We start from the raw sequence: 14,702 nt of genomic DNA on the forward strand, positions 1-14,702 counted from the left end.
CCGGGCCGTTCACGGGGGTACTCGCCGGTGTGCCGTTCACGGGGAAGGCGTCGTCCGCGCCGTCTTCAGAGCCGTCGTCGTAGGCCATCGAGCACTGCCTCCAGCAGGGAGCGATCGGTCGGAGTGTCAGGGGGGCGGGGAGCGCGTGCCGTGACCGCGCCGCAGTCCAGGAGGTCGGAGAGCAGCACCTTGGTGACCACGGCGGGGAGCCTCAGATGCGCCGAGAGCTCGGCGACCGAGGTCGGCCCCGCGCAGAGCGTCAGCGCATGTGCGTGCTCGGGTCCGAGCTGCGTCCGGGGCGCGCTTCCGGTGGCCATCACCAGGGTGAGCAGATCCAGTTCGGCCGTCGGGCGGGTCCGGCCGCCGCTCACCGTGTAGGGGCGGACCAGGCGGCCCGCCGCGTCGTCGAGCAGCGGCCCGTCGAGGGAGGCCGGCACGGTCACTGCCCCATGACGCCCGCCGCCCCGGTTCCCAGCCTGGCCGGGGTGGCCAGATACGGCCGTACGCTCTTGACCAGCATCGCCATCTCGTAGCCCAGGACGGAGGCGTCCGCTTCCCGGCCGGCCAGCACGGCGAGACAGGTGCCGGAGCCGGCGGTGGAGACGAACAGCAGGGTGGTGTCCAGTTCGACGACGACCTGGCGCACCTCCCCGCCGTCGCCGAAGCGCGCTCCGGCGCTGCGGCCGAGCGAGTACAGCCCGGAGGCCAGTGCCGCCATGTGGTCGGCGGCGTCGGCCTCCAGGCCGTGGACGGATCTCACCAGGCCGTCGGAGGAGAGCAGTACCGCGTTCCGGGTGTACGGCACGCGCTGGACCAGGCCGCTGAGCAGCCAGTCGAGGTCCGGGACATGGCCGTTCGGGGCATCGCTCGCCATGGGGTGTTTACTCCTCGGTGGGGTTGTCGTGGCGGTGCGGTTCGGGTTGCGGATGGGCGGTCTCCCCGCGCGGCTGGGCGGCCTCGGCCAGGCCGATACCCCGCTGGAAGGCCGCCATCAGACCGGGGTCGTGAGCCGTGTACTCGTCGGTCCTGCGGGGACCCGGGCGTTCCCTGAGCTGCGGAACGATGTGTTCCTGGCTGCGTCGCCTGGGGAGTTGGGGGCGGCCCGCCGGGCCTCGTACGGGCCCGGTGGGTGGCTCCGGTGGCTGCGGGTGCCCGGTGGGGCGGCTCTCCGCGCGCGGCGGCCCGCCGGGGCCCGCGGGCGCCGGATGGGCGCGGTCGGTGTGCTCGGCGCGTACGGGCAGCGGGCCCGGGGCGGCGGTGGTGCTGTGAGTGGTGTGCGGGGTGTGAGTGGTCTGTGGCGTGTGTGCCGTCCGCTGCTGCCCGGGGTGCGGGGCCTGGGGCGGCGGCTGGTACCGCCGGGGTATCGGCTGCGGCGCGGGCGCCCTGGTGCGGGGCGGGGGCGCGAGGGGTGTCTGCCCGATCGAGGTCCGTGCCCTGCGGGTGCGTCCGGAGGCGGGCGTGATGTCGTGCTGGAATCCGCCCGTCTCGGTGCCGAGCAGGGTCTGCGGCAGTACGAGGATGGCCTGGACACCGCCGTAGATGTTCGACTGGAGCCGGACCGCGATCCCGTGTCTGCGGGCGAGCGCCGAGACGACGAAGAGTCCGATGCGGCCGTCCTGGAGCATCTGGGTGACGTTGACCTGGTCGGGGTCGGCGAGCAGGGCGTTCATTCTGGTCTGTTCGCCGAGGGGCATGCCGAGACCGCGGTCCTCGACCTCGACGGCGAGCCCGGCCGTGACGTGCTGGGCACGCAGCAGCACTTGGGTGTGCGGGGCGGAGAACAGGGTGGCGTTCTCGACGAGTTCCGCGAGCAGATGGATCACATCGGCGACGGCGTGGCCGCGCAGGGTACCGGCGATGGGCGGTACGAGTTTGACCCTCGGGTACTGCTCGACCTCGGCGATCGCCGAGCGCAGCACCTCGGTCATGCTGACCGGGTTGGACCACTGCCGCCGGGAGACCGCGCCGCCGAGCACGGCGAGGTTCTCGGCGTGGCGGCGGATACGGGTGGCGAGATGGTCCACGTGGAAGAGGCCCTTGAGCAGGTCGGGGTCCTCGACCTGGTTCTCCAGCTCGTCGAGGAGCTGGATCTCCCGGTGGACCAGCGACTGGAGCCGCCGGGCCAGATTGACGAAGACCTCGACCTTCTGCTCGTCGCCGGCGGCGCTGGAGAGCCGTGACGCCTCGACGACGGCGGTGACCGCCGATGCGTGCGAGCACCCCAGTTCCTGGGCCAGCAGGTCGAATTCGTCTCCGTCCGGTGGCGCCGTGAAGGGCGTACGGGCGGTGGGCGGGCCCTCGCCGCGCCGGAGCCGTTCGACCGTCGCGAGCAGTTCGGCCCGGTCCCGTTCGCTGGAACGGCGGAGCGCGGCGCACCGGTTGAGGACCGAGGTGGCGAGCCGGTCGGCGCCCATCGCGGCGGCGGCGACGGCCGCCACACCCAGCGCCGCCGACCCCGTGAGCACGGCCCACAGGGCCGCGGACGGCCGGGGAGCCGCCGCCCGTACGGTCAAGATCACCGCGACGGCACCGCTGAGCGCGACGACCAGGGTGGGCAGGACGGTCGCGCGCAGCAGTTGCGGTCGTAAACGTGGGTCCGGCGGCGGCACGGGGCACGGTCTGCCCGCCGGCGCGGTGGGGCGGGTGCCCGGCCGGCCGTGCCGCCCGCCTTCACGACGGTTCGGCCGTGGGGCGGATGGGCGTAGGTGAGACATCGGCGTCCTTGGTACGGGTGGTCCCGGGTTCGGCGTACGGCGTATGACGTACGGCGTACAGCGCGTGCGAGTCGGTCCCGGGCCCGGCCCCTCGCCCGAGGTCGGTCCGGCACTGGGGAGATGAGCCCGTTGTTGATCACTGGCCACACACGGTAGTCGCCACGAAGGTACGTGCGACGGGCAGTTGACAAACTTGCCCGCCATTCGTCCCGCTCTGGTATGAGGCTTCGCACTCCTGCGCGATAGGCCGGGTTACCGCCGGGTACATGCACAACCCATGGGAATGTGCACGCGATCGGGGGAAGGACGGCCGAAAAGGCCGGAGTCATGGGGCCGCAGGCGGTAGGACCGCCGTCCGTCGGCGGGGGTGCCGGCGCATGAGGGCGCCGGGTCACCGGCCACCAGACACACGCCGGACTCCGGCGGCACGCTCGACATGCCGGACGGCAGGCCCGCAGCACCACCGCACCGGGACGCCGGTGGGCCACGGGGTCTCCGGATACGGGGCGCGTGTGGCCGTACGGGGTGAACGGAGCCGTGTCCGGCGGCGCGGGATCACATGACCTCCGCACGGCGGCGCGGAACCCTCGCGGGGCCGTCAGGGGCCGCGGGCCCCCCGCGTCCCCGCGCGGGGTGTTCCACCGCCCGGCGCCGCACAGGGGCCGCCGTACGGGCGCCGGATCCCGAACCGACGCGGGCGACGGGACGGGAGCCGCGGGGCCGCGCCGACGGGAAGGCACCCCCGCCGGAGGGGGTTTCGGTCCGCGCCGGATCCGGCCGGCCACCCGTGCCGTGGTCCGCCCGCACCCCGGTCAGCCGGTGGGGGCGACCTCCGGGCTGCCCGTACCGGCGCCCTTCCCCCGGTCCGCGCCGGGCCCGGAGCCCTCGCTGCCGGGCGGGGCGGTCACCGTGCCCCACCCTCCCGCGGGCGCGGTCGCAACCGAGCGCCACCACAGCTCGCCCGGCACCGACCGGGCCGTCGGCTCGAAGGGCTCGCCCGGTTTCGGCAGGGCGACCCGGGCGCCCGCCTCCTGCGCCGCCGTGACCGTGTCCTCACCGGGCTCGGCCCAGGGATGCGGTGCGAGATTGAACGTGCCCCAGTGGATCGGCATCATCACACCCGCCGGTTCACCTCGCTGGAGGTCGAGATGGGCCAGCATGCCCTCGGCGGGGGTCATATGGATGTCCGGCCAGTACTCGCTGTACGCGCCGATCTGGATCATGGTGGCGTCGAAGGGGCCGTGTTCGGCGCCGATGTCCCGGAAACCGGGGAAGTAGCCCGTGTCCCCGCTGTGGAAGACGCGGTGCTCGGGACCCACGACCGTCCAGGACGCCCAGAGGGTGTGCTGCTGATTGCGCAGCCCGCGCCCGCAGAAGTGGCGGGCGGGGGTGGCGGTGAGCCGGATTCCGACCACCTCCGTCGATTCGTTCCAGTCCAGCTCGCGCAACCGGCCGGGAGCGACCCCCCACCGTTCGAGATGGGCGCCGACGCCGAGCGGGACGGCGAAGACCGTGTCCGTGGAGGCCAGGGCCCTGATGGTGGGCAGATCCAGGTGGTCGTAGTGATCGTGGGAGATCACGACCGCGTCGACCGCGCCGAGGGCCGCGAGCGGCACGGGCACGGGGTGCAGCCGCTTCGGCCCGGCAAAGGAGAAGGGCGAGCAGCGCTCGCCCCACACCGGGTCGAAGAGCACCCGCCGCCCGTCGATCTCGGCGAGGACGCTGGAGTGCCCCATCCAGGTGAGCCGGAGGCCGGACGAGGGCGGTTCGCCGAGGTCGCGGAGCGTGGTCGGATGCAAGGGCACACGCCCGATCGGCGACCGGCGGGCACGTGCCTCCTTCTGGAAGTAGATCTTGGCGAATTCGACCATGGAGGCGCCGGAGGGTCTGGTCCTGGCCCCCACGGGGTTCTGGAACGACCCGTCCGAGAAATTCGGCGAGCGTCGGATCCGCTCCATCCGCGCTCCGGCGGGGTCTGCGCCGAAGGCCGCGGGGCGCAGTGAGCGCAGCCGGGATCTCAGCGGGTGGGGGGAGCCAGCTCCGGTCACGGCACCTCCTGGTGTCGGGGTCTTCTCATTATGTGCGCGGGGTACGACAACGCCCGGCGAAGATCGGCCGCCCGGGACACGGGCCCTGCCCGTCCACCCCGCGGGGACGCCCGCAACGCCGCCGCCCCGGACTCATCGCCGTCCCGCGGCCTCGTCATCACCGGGACGGCCGATGCCCCGCCCGCCCGGGCGGCGGGCTCGCGGCCACCGCCGGTGATACGGACACCGTCGCCGCGGGCAGCACGCTGCCGGGTGTCTGTTTCACGGGTGCCGGATTCCGCCATGACCCTCACAACGCCCCCACCGGTACCGATGTTCCTGCGTGCCGTCACCGGTTTCCGTGCGGGAGGCGCCGAGGCCCCCGGTTCATCGGCACGCAACCGTGAGGGACCACACGGGCATCCGGAATCGGGTCCGTCGGCGGACGTGTGAAAAGGGCACGGTGGCGATCATGTTGACACGTGGTTCACCCGATCTCGATACTGAACGACGATTCAGTTGATGGTTCCGCCCGCGTGTCCGGGGGCCGTATGTCCGAGCTCCCCGTCGAGCCCGGGGCACCGGCCGCCGCGGCATCCGGCACTCCTGATCCGACCAGCGCTTCCCTCCATGACGGCCCTCCGCCCCGGTCATCCGGAGCGACCGGGGCCCGCCGGGGCGGCGGCTTCCGCCCGGATGGCCGGAACACATCGATCCGCGGCACGCGCGGAACCGGGGCCCACACCGCCTCCGCCCGGACCGGACACGTGCCCGGGACACCGGGTTCACGGGGCGCTGTGCCGGACCGGGCCAACTGCTCCCCGCCCACGGGTCAACGGGCCATGCGGCACAGGACGACCGGCCGGGGCACTCCGCGCGTCGCCCGGGGACGGCACCTGTGGGATCCCCACACGATCCCGGCGAGGAGCGTGCGACATGTCCGCCGTCCCTCTCGCGGGCGCGCTCCCCGGTCTCGGCGAGCCGCCCGTTCCGGACGACGCCGTGTGTGACGCCGCCCCCTGGGACACCAGGCGGAGCACGCGGCCGGGGAGCGACCGGGGCCGTGCGGGCGTTCCGGCCCAGCGAATTCCGGCTGTGGCGAACCGCGGGGCCCGGAGCCCGTCACACCGTACGCACCACTCGACGCCCGCTCGCGCCACCGCCGGGATTTACTTTCGGGCGGGCGGCCCACGCGCGGTGGTGGTGGACCCTCTTCGGCGACATCGGAGCGGACGCGGACGAGGCATTCGCCCACACCCGCCGGTCGATGCGGGAACTGACCGGCCGGATGCTGGCGCGGGCCGAGGCCGACGGTACGACGCCGCGCGCCGCCGCCCACGCGATCGTCGCCGACCGGCTGCCGCTCATTGCCGAACGCTTCGGCCGGTACGCCTGACCGTCACCGGCGAACATCAGCGGGACCCGGCGGTCCGCACATCGGCAGGCGCCAGCGGTCGGCCGACGACGGCCGGCAACGTGCGGTGCCGGCCGACGGCCCACAGCCCGTCGGCCGCGGGAAACCCGGCTACCTGCCGGTCGGCGATACTCGTCGTGCTCGGGGCACTCGGCGGGTGAGTCCCGTGCCGGTCGTGGGCCGCCGGTGCGGGCGCGCCACGCCCGGCCGGGAGAGGCGACGGCCCGTGAGCCGTGGGGCTCGAGTGAATCCCCGTTCCCGCCTGCGGCCAAGATCGGCTGTGTAGGGTGAGGCCGTGGCAAGAGTCCGGTTGAGCGTGGCGGAGCGGCGCGAGGAACTGCTCGGGGCCGCAGTCGAGCAGATCGAGCAGCGCGGTGTCGCGGCTGTGCGGATCGCCGATGTCGCCGCGGCACTCGGGGTGAGCAACGCCCTGGTCCTGTACCACTTCTCGACCAAGGAGAAGCTCGTCGCAGCCGCGTTCGCCCATGCCGCGGACGGTGATCTCGCCCATCTGCGCAAGCTGCTCGGCCGCCGTACCTCCGCCGTACGCCGGCTGCGGGCCGCCGTCCGGTGGTACGCCCCGACCGGGACGGCCAAGGGCTGGCGGCTGTGGATCGAGGGGTGGGCCGCCGCCCTGCGGGAACCGGCGCTGCGGGAGGTCGCCCGCGATCTCGACCAGCAGTGGAAGGCCGCGCTGACCGAGGTGATCGCCGAAGGCGCGGCCAACGGCGAGTTTCCGTGTGTGGATCCCGCGGCCACCGCCTGGCGGCTGACCGCGTTCCTGGACGGGCTGGCCGTGCAGATGACCTCGTACGCGGGGTCGCTCTCACGCGCGGCGATGCTGGAGTGGGCGGAGGAGGCCCTCGCCCGCGAACTCGGCCTGGACCGGAAGGCCCTCACCGCCGCGACCACCTGACGCTCCGACCGCGTACGACCCCGTGAACCGCCCCGCAGGACGGCGCCCGGGAAGGCTGCCGGCACGGACGGATACGCAGCGGAGGGGCCCGGACCGGGCAGTGCCTGAGCCGCGGAGTGCCCGAGCCGGGGAATCCCGGAACGGACGGACCCAGGATCGGATGGTGGACCGAACCCGTCGCCCGGCTCCCTTCCCGACCTCACGGTTCCCTCAGGTCCACTCCCCCGGCTTCGATCCCCGGGCTCCTCGGGGGAGACCACCCGGGCCCGGCTCAGGGTCCGGGCTCGACGCGCCGCGCCGACTCCCGCCCTTGTGACCGGGGGACATCCGCGCGGGCAGGGCGGGAGCAGCCGCGCCCGTCCGATGGGTACGCCGCCTTCGACGGGACCCGGTGACAGCCCTCGCAGACCACCGGACCGCGCGCCTCCCGCTCAACGACCCCCTCCGTTCACCGTGGTGCGGATCACCCTGCCTCGGCCACCCCCCCTCTTGAGCGACTGCTCAAAACTGGTTAGCTTCTGTTTGAGCAGTCGCTCAAACAACAGTCGGCGGGGGGGGATGGAATGGGTCTCTACATCGAGACACGGGTGCGCACCGACATCGAGACGCTGTGGGAGCGCACGCAGGAACCGTCCCGGCACCAGCGTTGGGATCTCCGCTTCACCGAGATCGACCGTCTGCCGGGAGAGTCGGACGAGCCGCGGCGGTTCCGGTACGCGACCCGGGTGCTGCCCTTCCTGACCGTCACCGGCACCGGTGTCTCCGCGGGGGAGCGCCACCGGGCCGACGGCGGCCGGGTGTCCGCGCTCCGGTTCGCCTCCCGGCATCCGCTCTCACTGATCGCGGAGGGCAGCGGCTACTGGCGGTACGAGCCGGCGGGGCAGGAGATCCGGTTCTTCACCGGCTATGACTACCGGGTCCGCTGGGGACGGTTCGGCCGGGCCGCGGACCGTCTGGTGTTCCGGCCGCTGATGGGCTGGGCCACGGCGTGGTCGTTCGACCGGCTCCGGCTGTGGTGCGAGAGGGACATCAGCCCCGAGCGGACGCTCGCCTCGGCTCTGGCCGAGGTGGCCGTGCGGCTGCTCGCCGTCGTCGCCGTTGCGCTCTGGCTCACTCCGGTCGTCGTGCCGGCCGTCGCGGTCGGCGCGGTGCTGCTGCCGCCCGCCCCGTGGACCCCGGCCGCCCGCCGCTGTCTGCGCCGTCCGCCCGCTCGGACCGCGGAACCCGCCCTTCTCGCCACTCTGGAGCAGGCGTGAGCTCGATCTTCCGCACCGTCATGGGGGAGAGCTTCGACCTGCTCCATCCTCAGTTGCAGCGCCGGTTCTCCGTCGGGCTCGACAGCGGCGAAGCCTGTGTGGGACGCGGTGTGATGGACCGGATCTGGCACGGGCACGGCCGTACCGCACCGCTCCTCAAGCCCTTCTTCGCGCTCGGCGGCAGCCGGAACATCCTCGTCCCGCGCACGGGCCGCCGGATCCCCTTCACCATCGAGAACGTTCCCTACACCGACGGCTTCGGCCGAGAGACCGTCACCTTCGTGCGCACCTTCGGCTTTCCGGAGGGGAGTCGGCGCTTCGACGCCACGATGGTCGTCGGCCCCCGCGGTGACCGCGTCCTCGACTATCTCGGCACCCACCAGCACCTCGCCAGCGACCTCCATCCGACCGCGGAGCCCGACGGCTCACTGCTCATCCGCTCCGGCGAACACCGCTTCCGGGAAGGGCCCGTGGACGTCCGGGTGCCGGAACTGATCGGCGGCGACGCCGAGGTACGCGAGTGGTACGACGAGACGGCCGGCCGCTTCCGTATCCGGGTACGGGTCACCAACCGCCGCTTCGGACCGCTCTTCGGGTACGAGGGGTCGTTCACCGCCGAGTACCTGGACGTACGCTCGTGCGGGGTGCGCGCCGGGCTGCGCCCGGTACGCGAGGAGATACGGGCGTGAGCCAGGAGACCAGGCACAAGCTCCTGGAGGGGGCGCTGCGCACCCTCACGGAGCAGGGGATCGCCAAGACCTCGGCGCGCGCCGTCGCCGCCTCGGCCGGAGTCAATCAGGCGCTGGTCTTCTACCACTTCGGCTCGGTCGACGCACTCCTCGCGGCGGCCTGCCGTTACGGTGCGGAGCAGCGCGTCGCCCGCTATCGCGCACGGCTGGACCGGGTCTCCACCCTCGTCGAACTCCTCACGCTGGGCCGGGAGGTGCATCGCGAGGAACGGGAGGGCGGGAACGTCGCCGTCCTCGGCCAGCTGCTCGCGGGGGCACAGACCCAGCCCCGTCTGGCGCTCGCCACCGCCGCCGGTCTGGAACTGTGGATCAACGAGGTCGAGAAGGTGCTCGTCCGGGTCCTCAAGGGCACGCCCATCGGGGAGTTCACCGACCCGGCGGGGCTGGCCCGTGCCGTGGCCGCGTCCTTCGTGGGCCTGGAACTGTACGAGGGCGTGGACACGGACGGCGCGGAGCGCGCCCTGAACGCCCTGGAACAGCTCGGGATGCTGGCGGCCGCCCTCGACGAACTCGGACCGCTGGGCCGGCGTGCGGTGCGTCACCGCCTGAAGCGCCGGAGCAGCGGGTGACACCGTCCCGGCCGCCGCCCGCCCGGGCCGGCCGGGGCAAGCACGCGAATCCCGCCCCCGGGGCGGTCCCAGCCTCCATACTGAGCAACTGTGTCGCACCTGTCGCAGCAGCAGCCCGAACCCCGTCCCCCTCTTCCGCCCCAACCGCCCCATGATGTCCTGGTTGTCGGCGGCAGCGGCGTGGACACGGTGGTCCGTGTCGACTCGCTGCCCGTCCCGCTCGCCGACTCCCTCGGTGTGGGACCGATCCGTGAATGGCCGGGCCGCACCGGGGGAAACGTCGCCCTGGGCTGCCGGGCCCTCGGGCTGAACGTCACCCTCCTCGACTTCATCGGCGACGACTGGCCCGGCCGGCAGGTACGCGAACGGCTCGCGGCCGGTGATGTCGCCTTCGAACCGCTGATCTCCCCCGCCGGTACCCGCCGCGCCGTCAATCTGATCGATCCCTCGGGGCACCGGATGTCGTTGTACGAGGCGGGCGATCCCGGTGAGCTGCGGATGCCGCGCGACTTCTACCTCCCTCATCTGCGGCGGACACGTCATGTCCATCTGTCGACCGTGAACTTCGCCCGCTTCCTCCTCGACGACATCGAGGCCCTGGGCGTCCCCGTCTCCACCGATCTCCACGACTGGGACGGGCAGGACGAACACCATCGCGAGTTCGCCCTCCGCTCGGACCTCGTCTTCCTCAGCTCGGCGGGTGCGCGTGAGCGCATAGCGTCGGTGATGCGGGAGATCCTGCGCGACGGGCGGGCCCAGGCGGTGGTCGCCTTCGCGGGCGCCGGCGGCTCCTATCTGCTCACCCGGGACGGGGGCAGCACCCCGCGCCCGGTCCCCGCCGTCGCCCCGCCCGCCCCGGTGGTGGACTCGAACGGCGCCGGTGACGCCTATGTCTGCGGCTTTCTCTACGGCCGGCTGTCCGGCCGCGACCTGGAGGACAGTGCCCGGCTGGGAGCCCTGGCCGGGGCCCATGCCTGCACGGGCGAGGGCAGTACGGCCCTGATCGGCCGCGCGGCGATGCTGGCGGCCACCGGGGCCTGACGCTCCGCTTCCGCCCGGCCCGTACCGCTCAGGTCTGGCGCAGCGGTGCGTACGTCTCCGCCGCCAGACCGAAGGTCCAGGCCACTCCCTCCCTCGCGGTCCGGGTGACGGGCGGCACCCGCAGCCAGTACGTGCGGTGGGTGCCGTCGGGCTCCGGGGTGGAGTTGAGCACCTCGACCATCACCACGTCCTCGTCGTCGGGCAGCCCGATCCGCCACAGCGTGCCGGTCTCGTCCTGGTGCACGGGCCGCGCACCGGACTCGGCGAGGTAGCGGTCATAACCGTGGAACTCCAGCATCACGCGGCGCAGTTCCGCGTTCTCCTCGTTGCGTATGCGCTCGGCGGTGAGGGACGACAGCTCCTTGAGGAACTCGGCGGGAACCGGCATACCGCGCCAGGCGTACAGCGCGAAGCCGTCGGGGAAGGCGAGGGCGGGCCCCTCGCCGTTGTCGAGGCGCCCGGCCTCGTCGCGGTGCAGTTCGACCGGGCGCTCGCACATCACCACGGCGTTCTCGTACGGCCACCACCAGCCCGCGTGGGCCGCGACACGGGCGAGGCCCTCCAGGCGCTCGCTGCTTCCGTCGAAGGCGGCGAGCCAGGCGGCGTCGTGCTGCCCGAGCACCGCGTCGAGCAGGACGAGGCGGACCTCCGACGCCGTGATCCCGGCCTCGGCACCGGGCCGGCCCCCGTCCGCCCCCGCGCCCGGACCGGCCGTCCCCAGCCGGGCGGCCGTCGCGGACACACCGTCCGTCCCCGGCTCGTCCCGCGTCCTGCCGCCCGACAGATCGTCCACGACGCCGCTTCTGATCCGCTCGGCGAGCGCCCGGGTGCTGTCCCAGAGCCGGGCGCCGGTCGCGGTCCACAGCTCGGTCCAGCCCCCGGGCCCCAGTTCGTCATGGACCCGTCGGCGCTCCTGAGCCCAGGGGCGGGTGCGGACCTGCTCACGGACCGAGGGACCGGCCTCCTCCCCCAGCGTCCGGACGGCGAGCACGGCCGCCCGGGGCGAGCCCGCCCAGATGATCCGCCGCGGCTCGGCGAGCCCCGCCGTCCGGTAGGCCTGGCGTACGCCGTCCTCGGCCGCCGCCCGGTCCGCCGGTCCGGTCGCCGCCGCGACGGCCCGCCACTTGTCCACGTGCTGCATGTGATTCCCCGTCTCCCCTGCGGCCCGGCCGTCGGCCGTGGCGGCTGTTGTCCTGCTCGGTCTCATCGGTGTCGGTAGATGTTCGTAGGTGCCCTGGGTGTCGCAGACAGTGCATCTGCCGTGTGTGCGGCTCATGTTCTGTGCCGTACGGGTACCGGACGGATCCGGCGCACGGTCAGTCGGCGACGAGGCGGACCGCGCCCGGCAGATACTCACGCTGGCGCACGACCCGGTACCAGCCCCGGGGGAGGTCGATGGCCGCGTGCTCCTCGTGGACGACCCGCCCGCCCGCCGGCAGGTGGAGGACCATCGGGCCGAACGCGCCGGGCTCGCGCACCAGCCTCCCGGGCCCCGTCACCGCGTGGGCGTGTCCGGTGACCTCGCCGAGCGCGAGGACCAGCCGCCCCCGGCCGTCGCGCGGTTCGGCCTGCGCGTCCGGGATGTGCGACGGCACGGACTCCTCCGCGACGGGCACGATCAGCACGTCTCCCTGCCGGTACATAGCTCTCCCCTCGAAGCCGGCACCGAGTGCGCCGAGCTGATATCGACGCTAACGGGAGGGTCTGACAACGCCGCGCCGACCGGACCGGCGGGGCCCCGCGGCGGGCGTTGTCAGTGGGGCTTGGTACAACTTCTGGCAATCAGCCGATCAACGCCGCCCGGTGTCAGGAGCCCTCCCATGACCGTCTCGGACCATCTGCAGGAGCTGTGCGACCTGCCCGTGTTCGACTTTCCCGATACCGGCAAGCCGGTCGAGCTGCCCGCCCCGGCGTCCGTGGCCTGGCGCATCGCCGTCGAGTCGTACGACAGCGACGAGCAGTGGGAGGAGGCCTTCGCCCGCTTCCTCGCCGCGGTGGACACCTCCGGGGTGCGGGCACTGATCGTCGGTGCCTGGAGCGACGCGTACGACAACGGGCCGGAGCCCGTCGTATCGGCGATCACCGCCGCCCGTGACCGGCTGCCCGCGCTGCGGGCCCTGTTCATCGGCGACATCACCTGCGACGAGTGCGAGATCTCCTGGATCAACCAGGGGCTCGTGTCGCCGCTCCTCGACGCCTTCCCCGAGCTGGAGGAGTTCGGGGTGCGCGGTGGGCAGGGCCTCGTCTTCGAGCCCGTGCGCCACGGGAAGCTGCGCTCCCTGCTCGTCCAGACGGGCGGGCTCGGTGCCGCGGTCGTCCGGGGTATCGCCGCGAGCGATCTGCCCGCGCTGGAGCATCTGGACATCTGGCTGGGCTCGTCGGGGTACGGCGCCGATGCCGAGGTGTCCGACCTGGAGCCGATTCTGACCGGCACCCGGCTGCCGGGTCTGACGTATCTGGGCCTGTGCAACAGCGACATCCAGGACCGGATCGCCGAAGCGGTCTCCGGCGCGCCCGTCGTCGCCCGCCTCGAAACGCTCGATCTGTCGATGGGCACCCTGAGCGACGAGGGCGCCGAGGCACTGCTGAACGGGCAGCCGCTGACGCATCTGCGGAAGCTGGACCTGCACCACCACTTCATGGGCGAGCCGATGGTGGAGCGGCTGACGGCCGCCTTCAAGGGGACGGACGTGGAGCTCGACCTCGACGAGCAGCTCGGCGAGAGGGACCCGGACGACGAGTGGGACCACCGCTACACCGCCGTGGCGGAGTGACGCCATGACCGGGACGCGCTCCTCCACCGGCCCCGGACTCGCGGTGGTCGGCATTCCGGCCAACCGCCGCGTCACCCTCTTCCAGGACGCCGCCCGCGCGGCCGGGCTGCCCGCCGTGCGCGTGGTCCCCTGGATCGAGGTGCTGCGGGGCCGGGCGGAGTTCCGTCCCGGTGAGCGGGTGCGCCTCGACTCCCCGGGCGAGGACCCCGAGGTCGACCGGGAGCTGCGGGGCGTCGGCGATCCGGCCAGGGTCGAGGGGACGGCTCGCTGGTACGAGAGGTTCACCTCGGCCGTACGGGAGGTGTCGGCGGCCGTCGCCGCGGCAGGGGCGGTGCCGCTGGACGACCCGGACGAACTGGCGGTGCTGTTCGACAAGCGGCTCTGTCATGACGTGCTGCGCCGGGCCGGGGTTCCGGTGCCCGATTCACCGACGTCGGGCGCCGGAGCGCCGGTGGTGCGCGGCTGGGACGACGTCCGCGCGATCCAGGAGGCCACCGGGCTGCGCCGGATGTTCGTCAAACTCGCGCACGGCTCCTCGGCCTCGGGGGTGCTCGCCGTCGAGACCGCGAGCCGTGGACGGGTGCAGGCGACCACCTCGGTCGAGCGCGACGCGTACGGCAGGCTGTTCAACTCGCTGCGGGTCCGCCGCTATACGACCGAGCGCGAGGTGGCGTCGATCGTGGACACCCTCGCCCCGGACGGTCTGCACATCGAGCGCTGGCTGCCGAAGGCGTCCCAGGGCGGACGGACAGCCGATCTGCGTGTCGTGGTCACCGCAGGCCGGGCCACCCACGCGGTCGTCAGGACGAGCCGCTCCCCCATGACCAATCTCCATCTCGGCGGTGCGCGCGGCGATCTGGCCGCGGCGCGCGGCGCGCTCGACGCGGCGGGCGTGGGCTGGGCCGAGGTGCCGCGAATCTGTGAGCGGGCCGCGGCCTGCTTCCCGGGATCCCTGCGGGTGGGCGTCGATCTGCTGCCCGGCACCGGCTGGCGGCGCCTGGCCGTCGGCGAGGTCAACGCCTTCGGCGATCTGCTGCCCGGGCTCACCGGCCTGCCGGGCAGTGCTGCGGAGGGCCGGGACACCTATGCGGCCCAGATCGACGCCGTACGCGCACGAACCACGGGGCAGGACACCGCCGTCGCACCGCACAGAACAGGGAACCACCGTGCAGACGCCTGACACCTTCACCCGTCCCGCCCCGGGCCGGGACGACCGGGACCGGGAGACCGGGGACGACCGGG

Annotated in this window: 13 protein-coding genes and 1 pseudogene; 8 read left to right on the top strand and 6 right to left on the bottom strand. The window is 73.3% G+C overall.

Annotated features, from left to right (window positions below):
- Nucleotides 1-65: 65 nt before the first annotated feature.
- The 4 genes from ACFYT4_RS20955 to ACFYT4_RS20970 form a co-directional block, all read right to left on the bottom strand.
- Entirely contained in the window at nt 66-437 is a 372-nt protein-coding gene (locus ACFYT4_RS20955; RefSeq protein ID WP_389270918.1) for a DUF742 domain-containing protein, read from the bottom strand.
- Nucleotides 438-439: 2 nt separating this feature from the next.
- The gene (locus tag ACFYT4_RS20960; RefSeq protein WP_389270835.1) at nt 440-874 is read right to left on the bottom strand and encodes a roadblock/LC7 domain-containing protein; all 435 of its coding nucleotides are present in this window, start codon (nt 872-874) and stop codon (nt 440-442) included.
- Nucleotides 875-881: 7 nt separating this feature from the next.
- Nucleotides 882-2,714 carry a sensor histidine kinase gene (locus ACFYT4_RS20965; protein WP_389270838.1) on the bottom strand — a complete coding sequence of 611 codons (1,833 nt, stop codon included), beginning with the start codon at nt 2,712-2,714 and terminating at the stop codon, nt 882-884.
- An 812-nt stretch (nt 2,715-3,526) separates the two neighbouring features.
- Nucleotides 3,527-4,762, bottom strand: coding sequence for an MBL fold metallo-hydrolase (locus ACFYT4_RS20970; protein ID WP_389270841.1), 1,236 nt, complete (start codon nt 4,760-4,762; stop codon nt 3,527-3,529).
- Nucleotides 4,763-5,933: 1,171 nt separating this feature from the next.
- Here ACFYT4_RS20970 and ACFYT4_RS20975 point away from each other — a divergent pair.
- The 6 genes and pseudogenes from ACFYT4_RS20975 to ACFYT4_RS21000 form a co-directional block, all read left to right on the top strand.
- Nucleotides 5,934-6,137 (top strand): annotated as a pseudogene (locus ACFYT4_RS20975) (glutamate dehydrogenase); the annotation flags it as partial.
- Between the two features lie 313 nt (nt 6,138-6,450).
- Nucleotides 6,451-7,071, top strand: a complete 621-nt coding sequence (locus ACFYT4_RS20980; protein ID WP_389270844.1) for a TetR/AcrR family transcriptional regulator — start codon at nt 6,451-6,453, stop codon at nt 7,069-7,071.
- 563 nt (nt 7,072-7,634) lie between these two features.
- Nucleotides 7,635-8,327, top strand: a complete 693-nt coding sequence (locus tag ACFYT4_RS20985) for a hypothetical protein (RefSeq protein ID WP_389270847.1) — start codon at nt 7,635-7,637, stop codon at nt 8,325-8,327.
- On the top strand, nt 8,324-9,016 hold the full coding sequence (locus ACFYT4_RS20990) for a DUF4166 domain-containing protein (protein WP_389270850.1): 693 nt from the start codon (nt 8,324-8,326) through the stop codon (nt 9,014-9,016). Before ACFYT4_RS20985 ends, ACFYT4_RS20990 begins: the two co-directional genes overlap by 4 nt.
- Entirely contained in the window at nt 9,013-9,645 is a 633-nt protein-coding gene (locus tag ACFYT4_RS20995; protein WP_389270853.1) for a TetR/AcrR family transcriptional regulator, read from the top strand. The genes ACFYT4_RS20990 and ACFYT4_RS20995 overlap by 4 nt, the downstream gene beginning before the upstream one ends.
- Before the next feature lie 159 nt (nt 9,646-9,804).
- Nucleotides 9,805-10,686, top strand: coding sequence for a carbohydrate kinase family protein (locus ACFYT4_RS21000; RefSeq protein ID WP_389270921.1), 882 nt, complete (start codon nt 9,805-9,807; stop codon nt 10,684-10,686).
- 28 nt (nt 10,687-10,714) lie between these two features.
- Here the strand turns inward: ACFYT4_RS21000 and ACFYT4_RS21005 are convergent, their stop codons facing one another.
- Nucleotides 10,715-11,827, bottom strand: coding sequence for a DUF6745 domain-containing protein (locus ACFYT4_RS21005; RefSeq protein WP_389270856.1), 1,113 nt, complete (start codon nt 11,825-11,827; stop codon nt 10,715-10,717).
- Between the two features lie 175 nt (nt 11,828-12,002).
- Nucleotides 12,003-12,329 (bottom strand): hypothetical protein, encoded by a 327-nt coding sequence (locus ACFYT4_RS21010; protein ID WP_389270859.1) that lies wholly within the window; start codon nt 12,327-12,329, stop codon nt 12,003-12,005.
- 177 nt (nt 12,330-12,506) lie between these two features.
- Here ACFYT4_RS21010 and ACFYT4_RS21015 point away from each other — a divergent pair, with 177 nt between their 5' ends.
- Together ACFYT4_RS21015 and ACFYT4_RS21020 are read left to right on the top strand one after the other, a co-directional pair.
- Entirely contained in the window at nt 12,507-13,460 is a 954-nt protein-coding gene (locus tag ACFYT4_RS21015) for an STM4015 family protein (protein WP_389270862.1), read from the top strand.
- A 4-nt stretch (nt 13,461-13,464) separates the two neighbouring features.
- On the top strand, nt 13,465-14,640 hold the full coding sequence (locus ACFYT4_RS21020; protein WP_389270865.1) for an STM4014 family protein: 1,176 nt from the start codon (nt 13,465-13,467) through the stop codon (nt 14,638-14,640).
- The last annotated feature ends 62 nt before the right edge of the window (nt 14,641-14,702 follow it).

Origin of the sequence: Streptomyces sp. NPDC004609 (genome assembly GCF_042873655.1) — a bacterium.
Lineage (GTDB): Bacteria > Actinomycetota > Actinomycetes > Streptomycetales > Streptomycetaceae > Streptomyces.

What these genes read in the sequence shown, in the direction of transcription:
- ACFYT4_RS20985 (WP_389270847.1), top strand. Translation starts at nt 7,635, where the DNA reads ATGGGTCTCTACATCGAGACACGGGTGCGCACCGACATCGAGACGCTG.
- ACFYT4_RS21020 (WP_389270865.1), top strand. Translation starts at nt 13,465, where the DNA reads ATGACCGGGACGCGCTCCTCCACCGGCCCCGGACTCGCGGTGGTCGGC.
- ACFYT4_RS21015 (WP_389270862.1), top strand. Translation starts at nt 12,507, where the DNA reads ATGACCGTCTCGGACCATCTGCAGGAGCTGTGCGACCTGCCCGTGTTC.
- ACFYT4_RS21005 (WP_389270856.1), bottom strand. Translation starts at nt 11,827, where the DNA reads ATGCAGCACGTGGACAAGTGGCGGGCCGTCGCGGCGGCGACCGGACCG.
- ACFYT4_RS20960 (WP_389270835.1), bottom strand. Translation starts at nt 874, where the DNA reads ATGGCGAGCGATGCCCCGAACGGCCATGTCCCGGACCTCGACTGGCTG.
- ACFYT4_RS20965 (WP_389270838.1), bottom strand. Translation starts at nt 2,714, where the DNA reads ATGTCTCACCTACGCCCATCCGCCCCACGGCCGAACCGTCGTGAAGGC.
- ACFYT4_RS21010 (WP_389270859.1), bottom strand. Translation starts at nt 12,329, where the DNA reads ATGTACCGGCAGGGAGACGTGCTGATCGTGCCCGTCGCGGAGGAGTCC.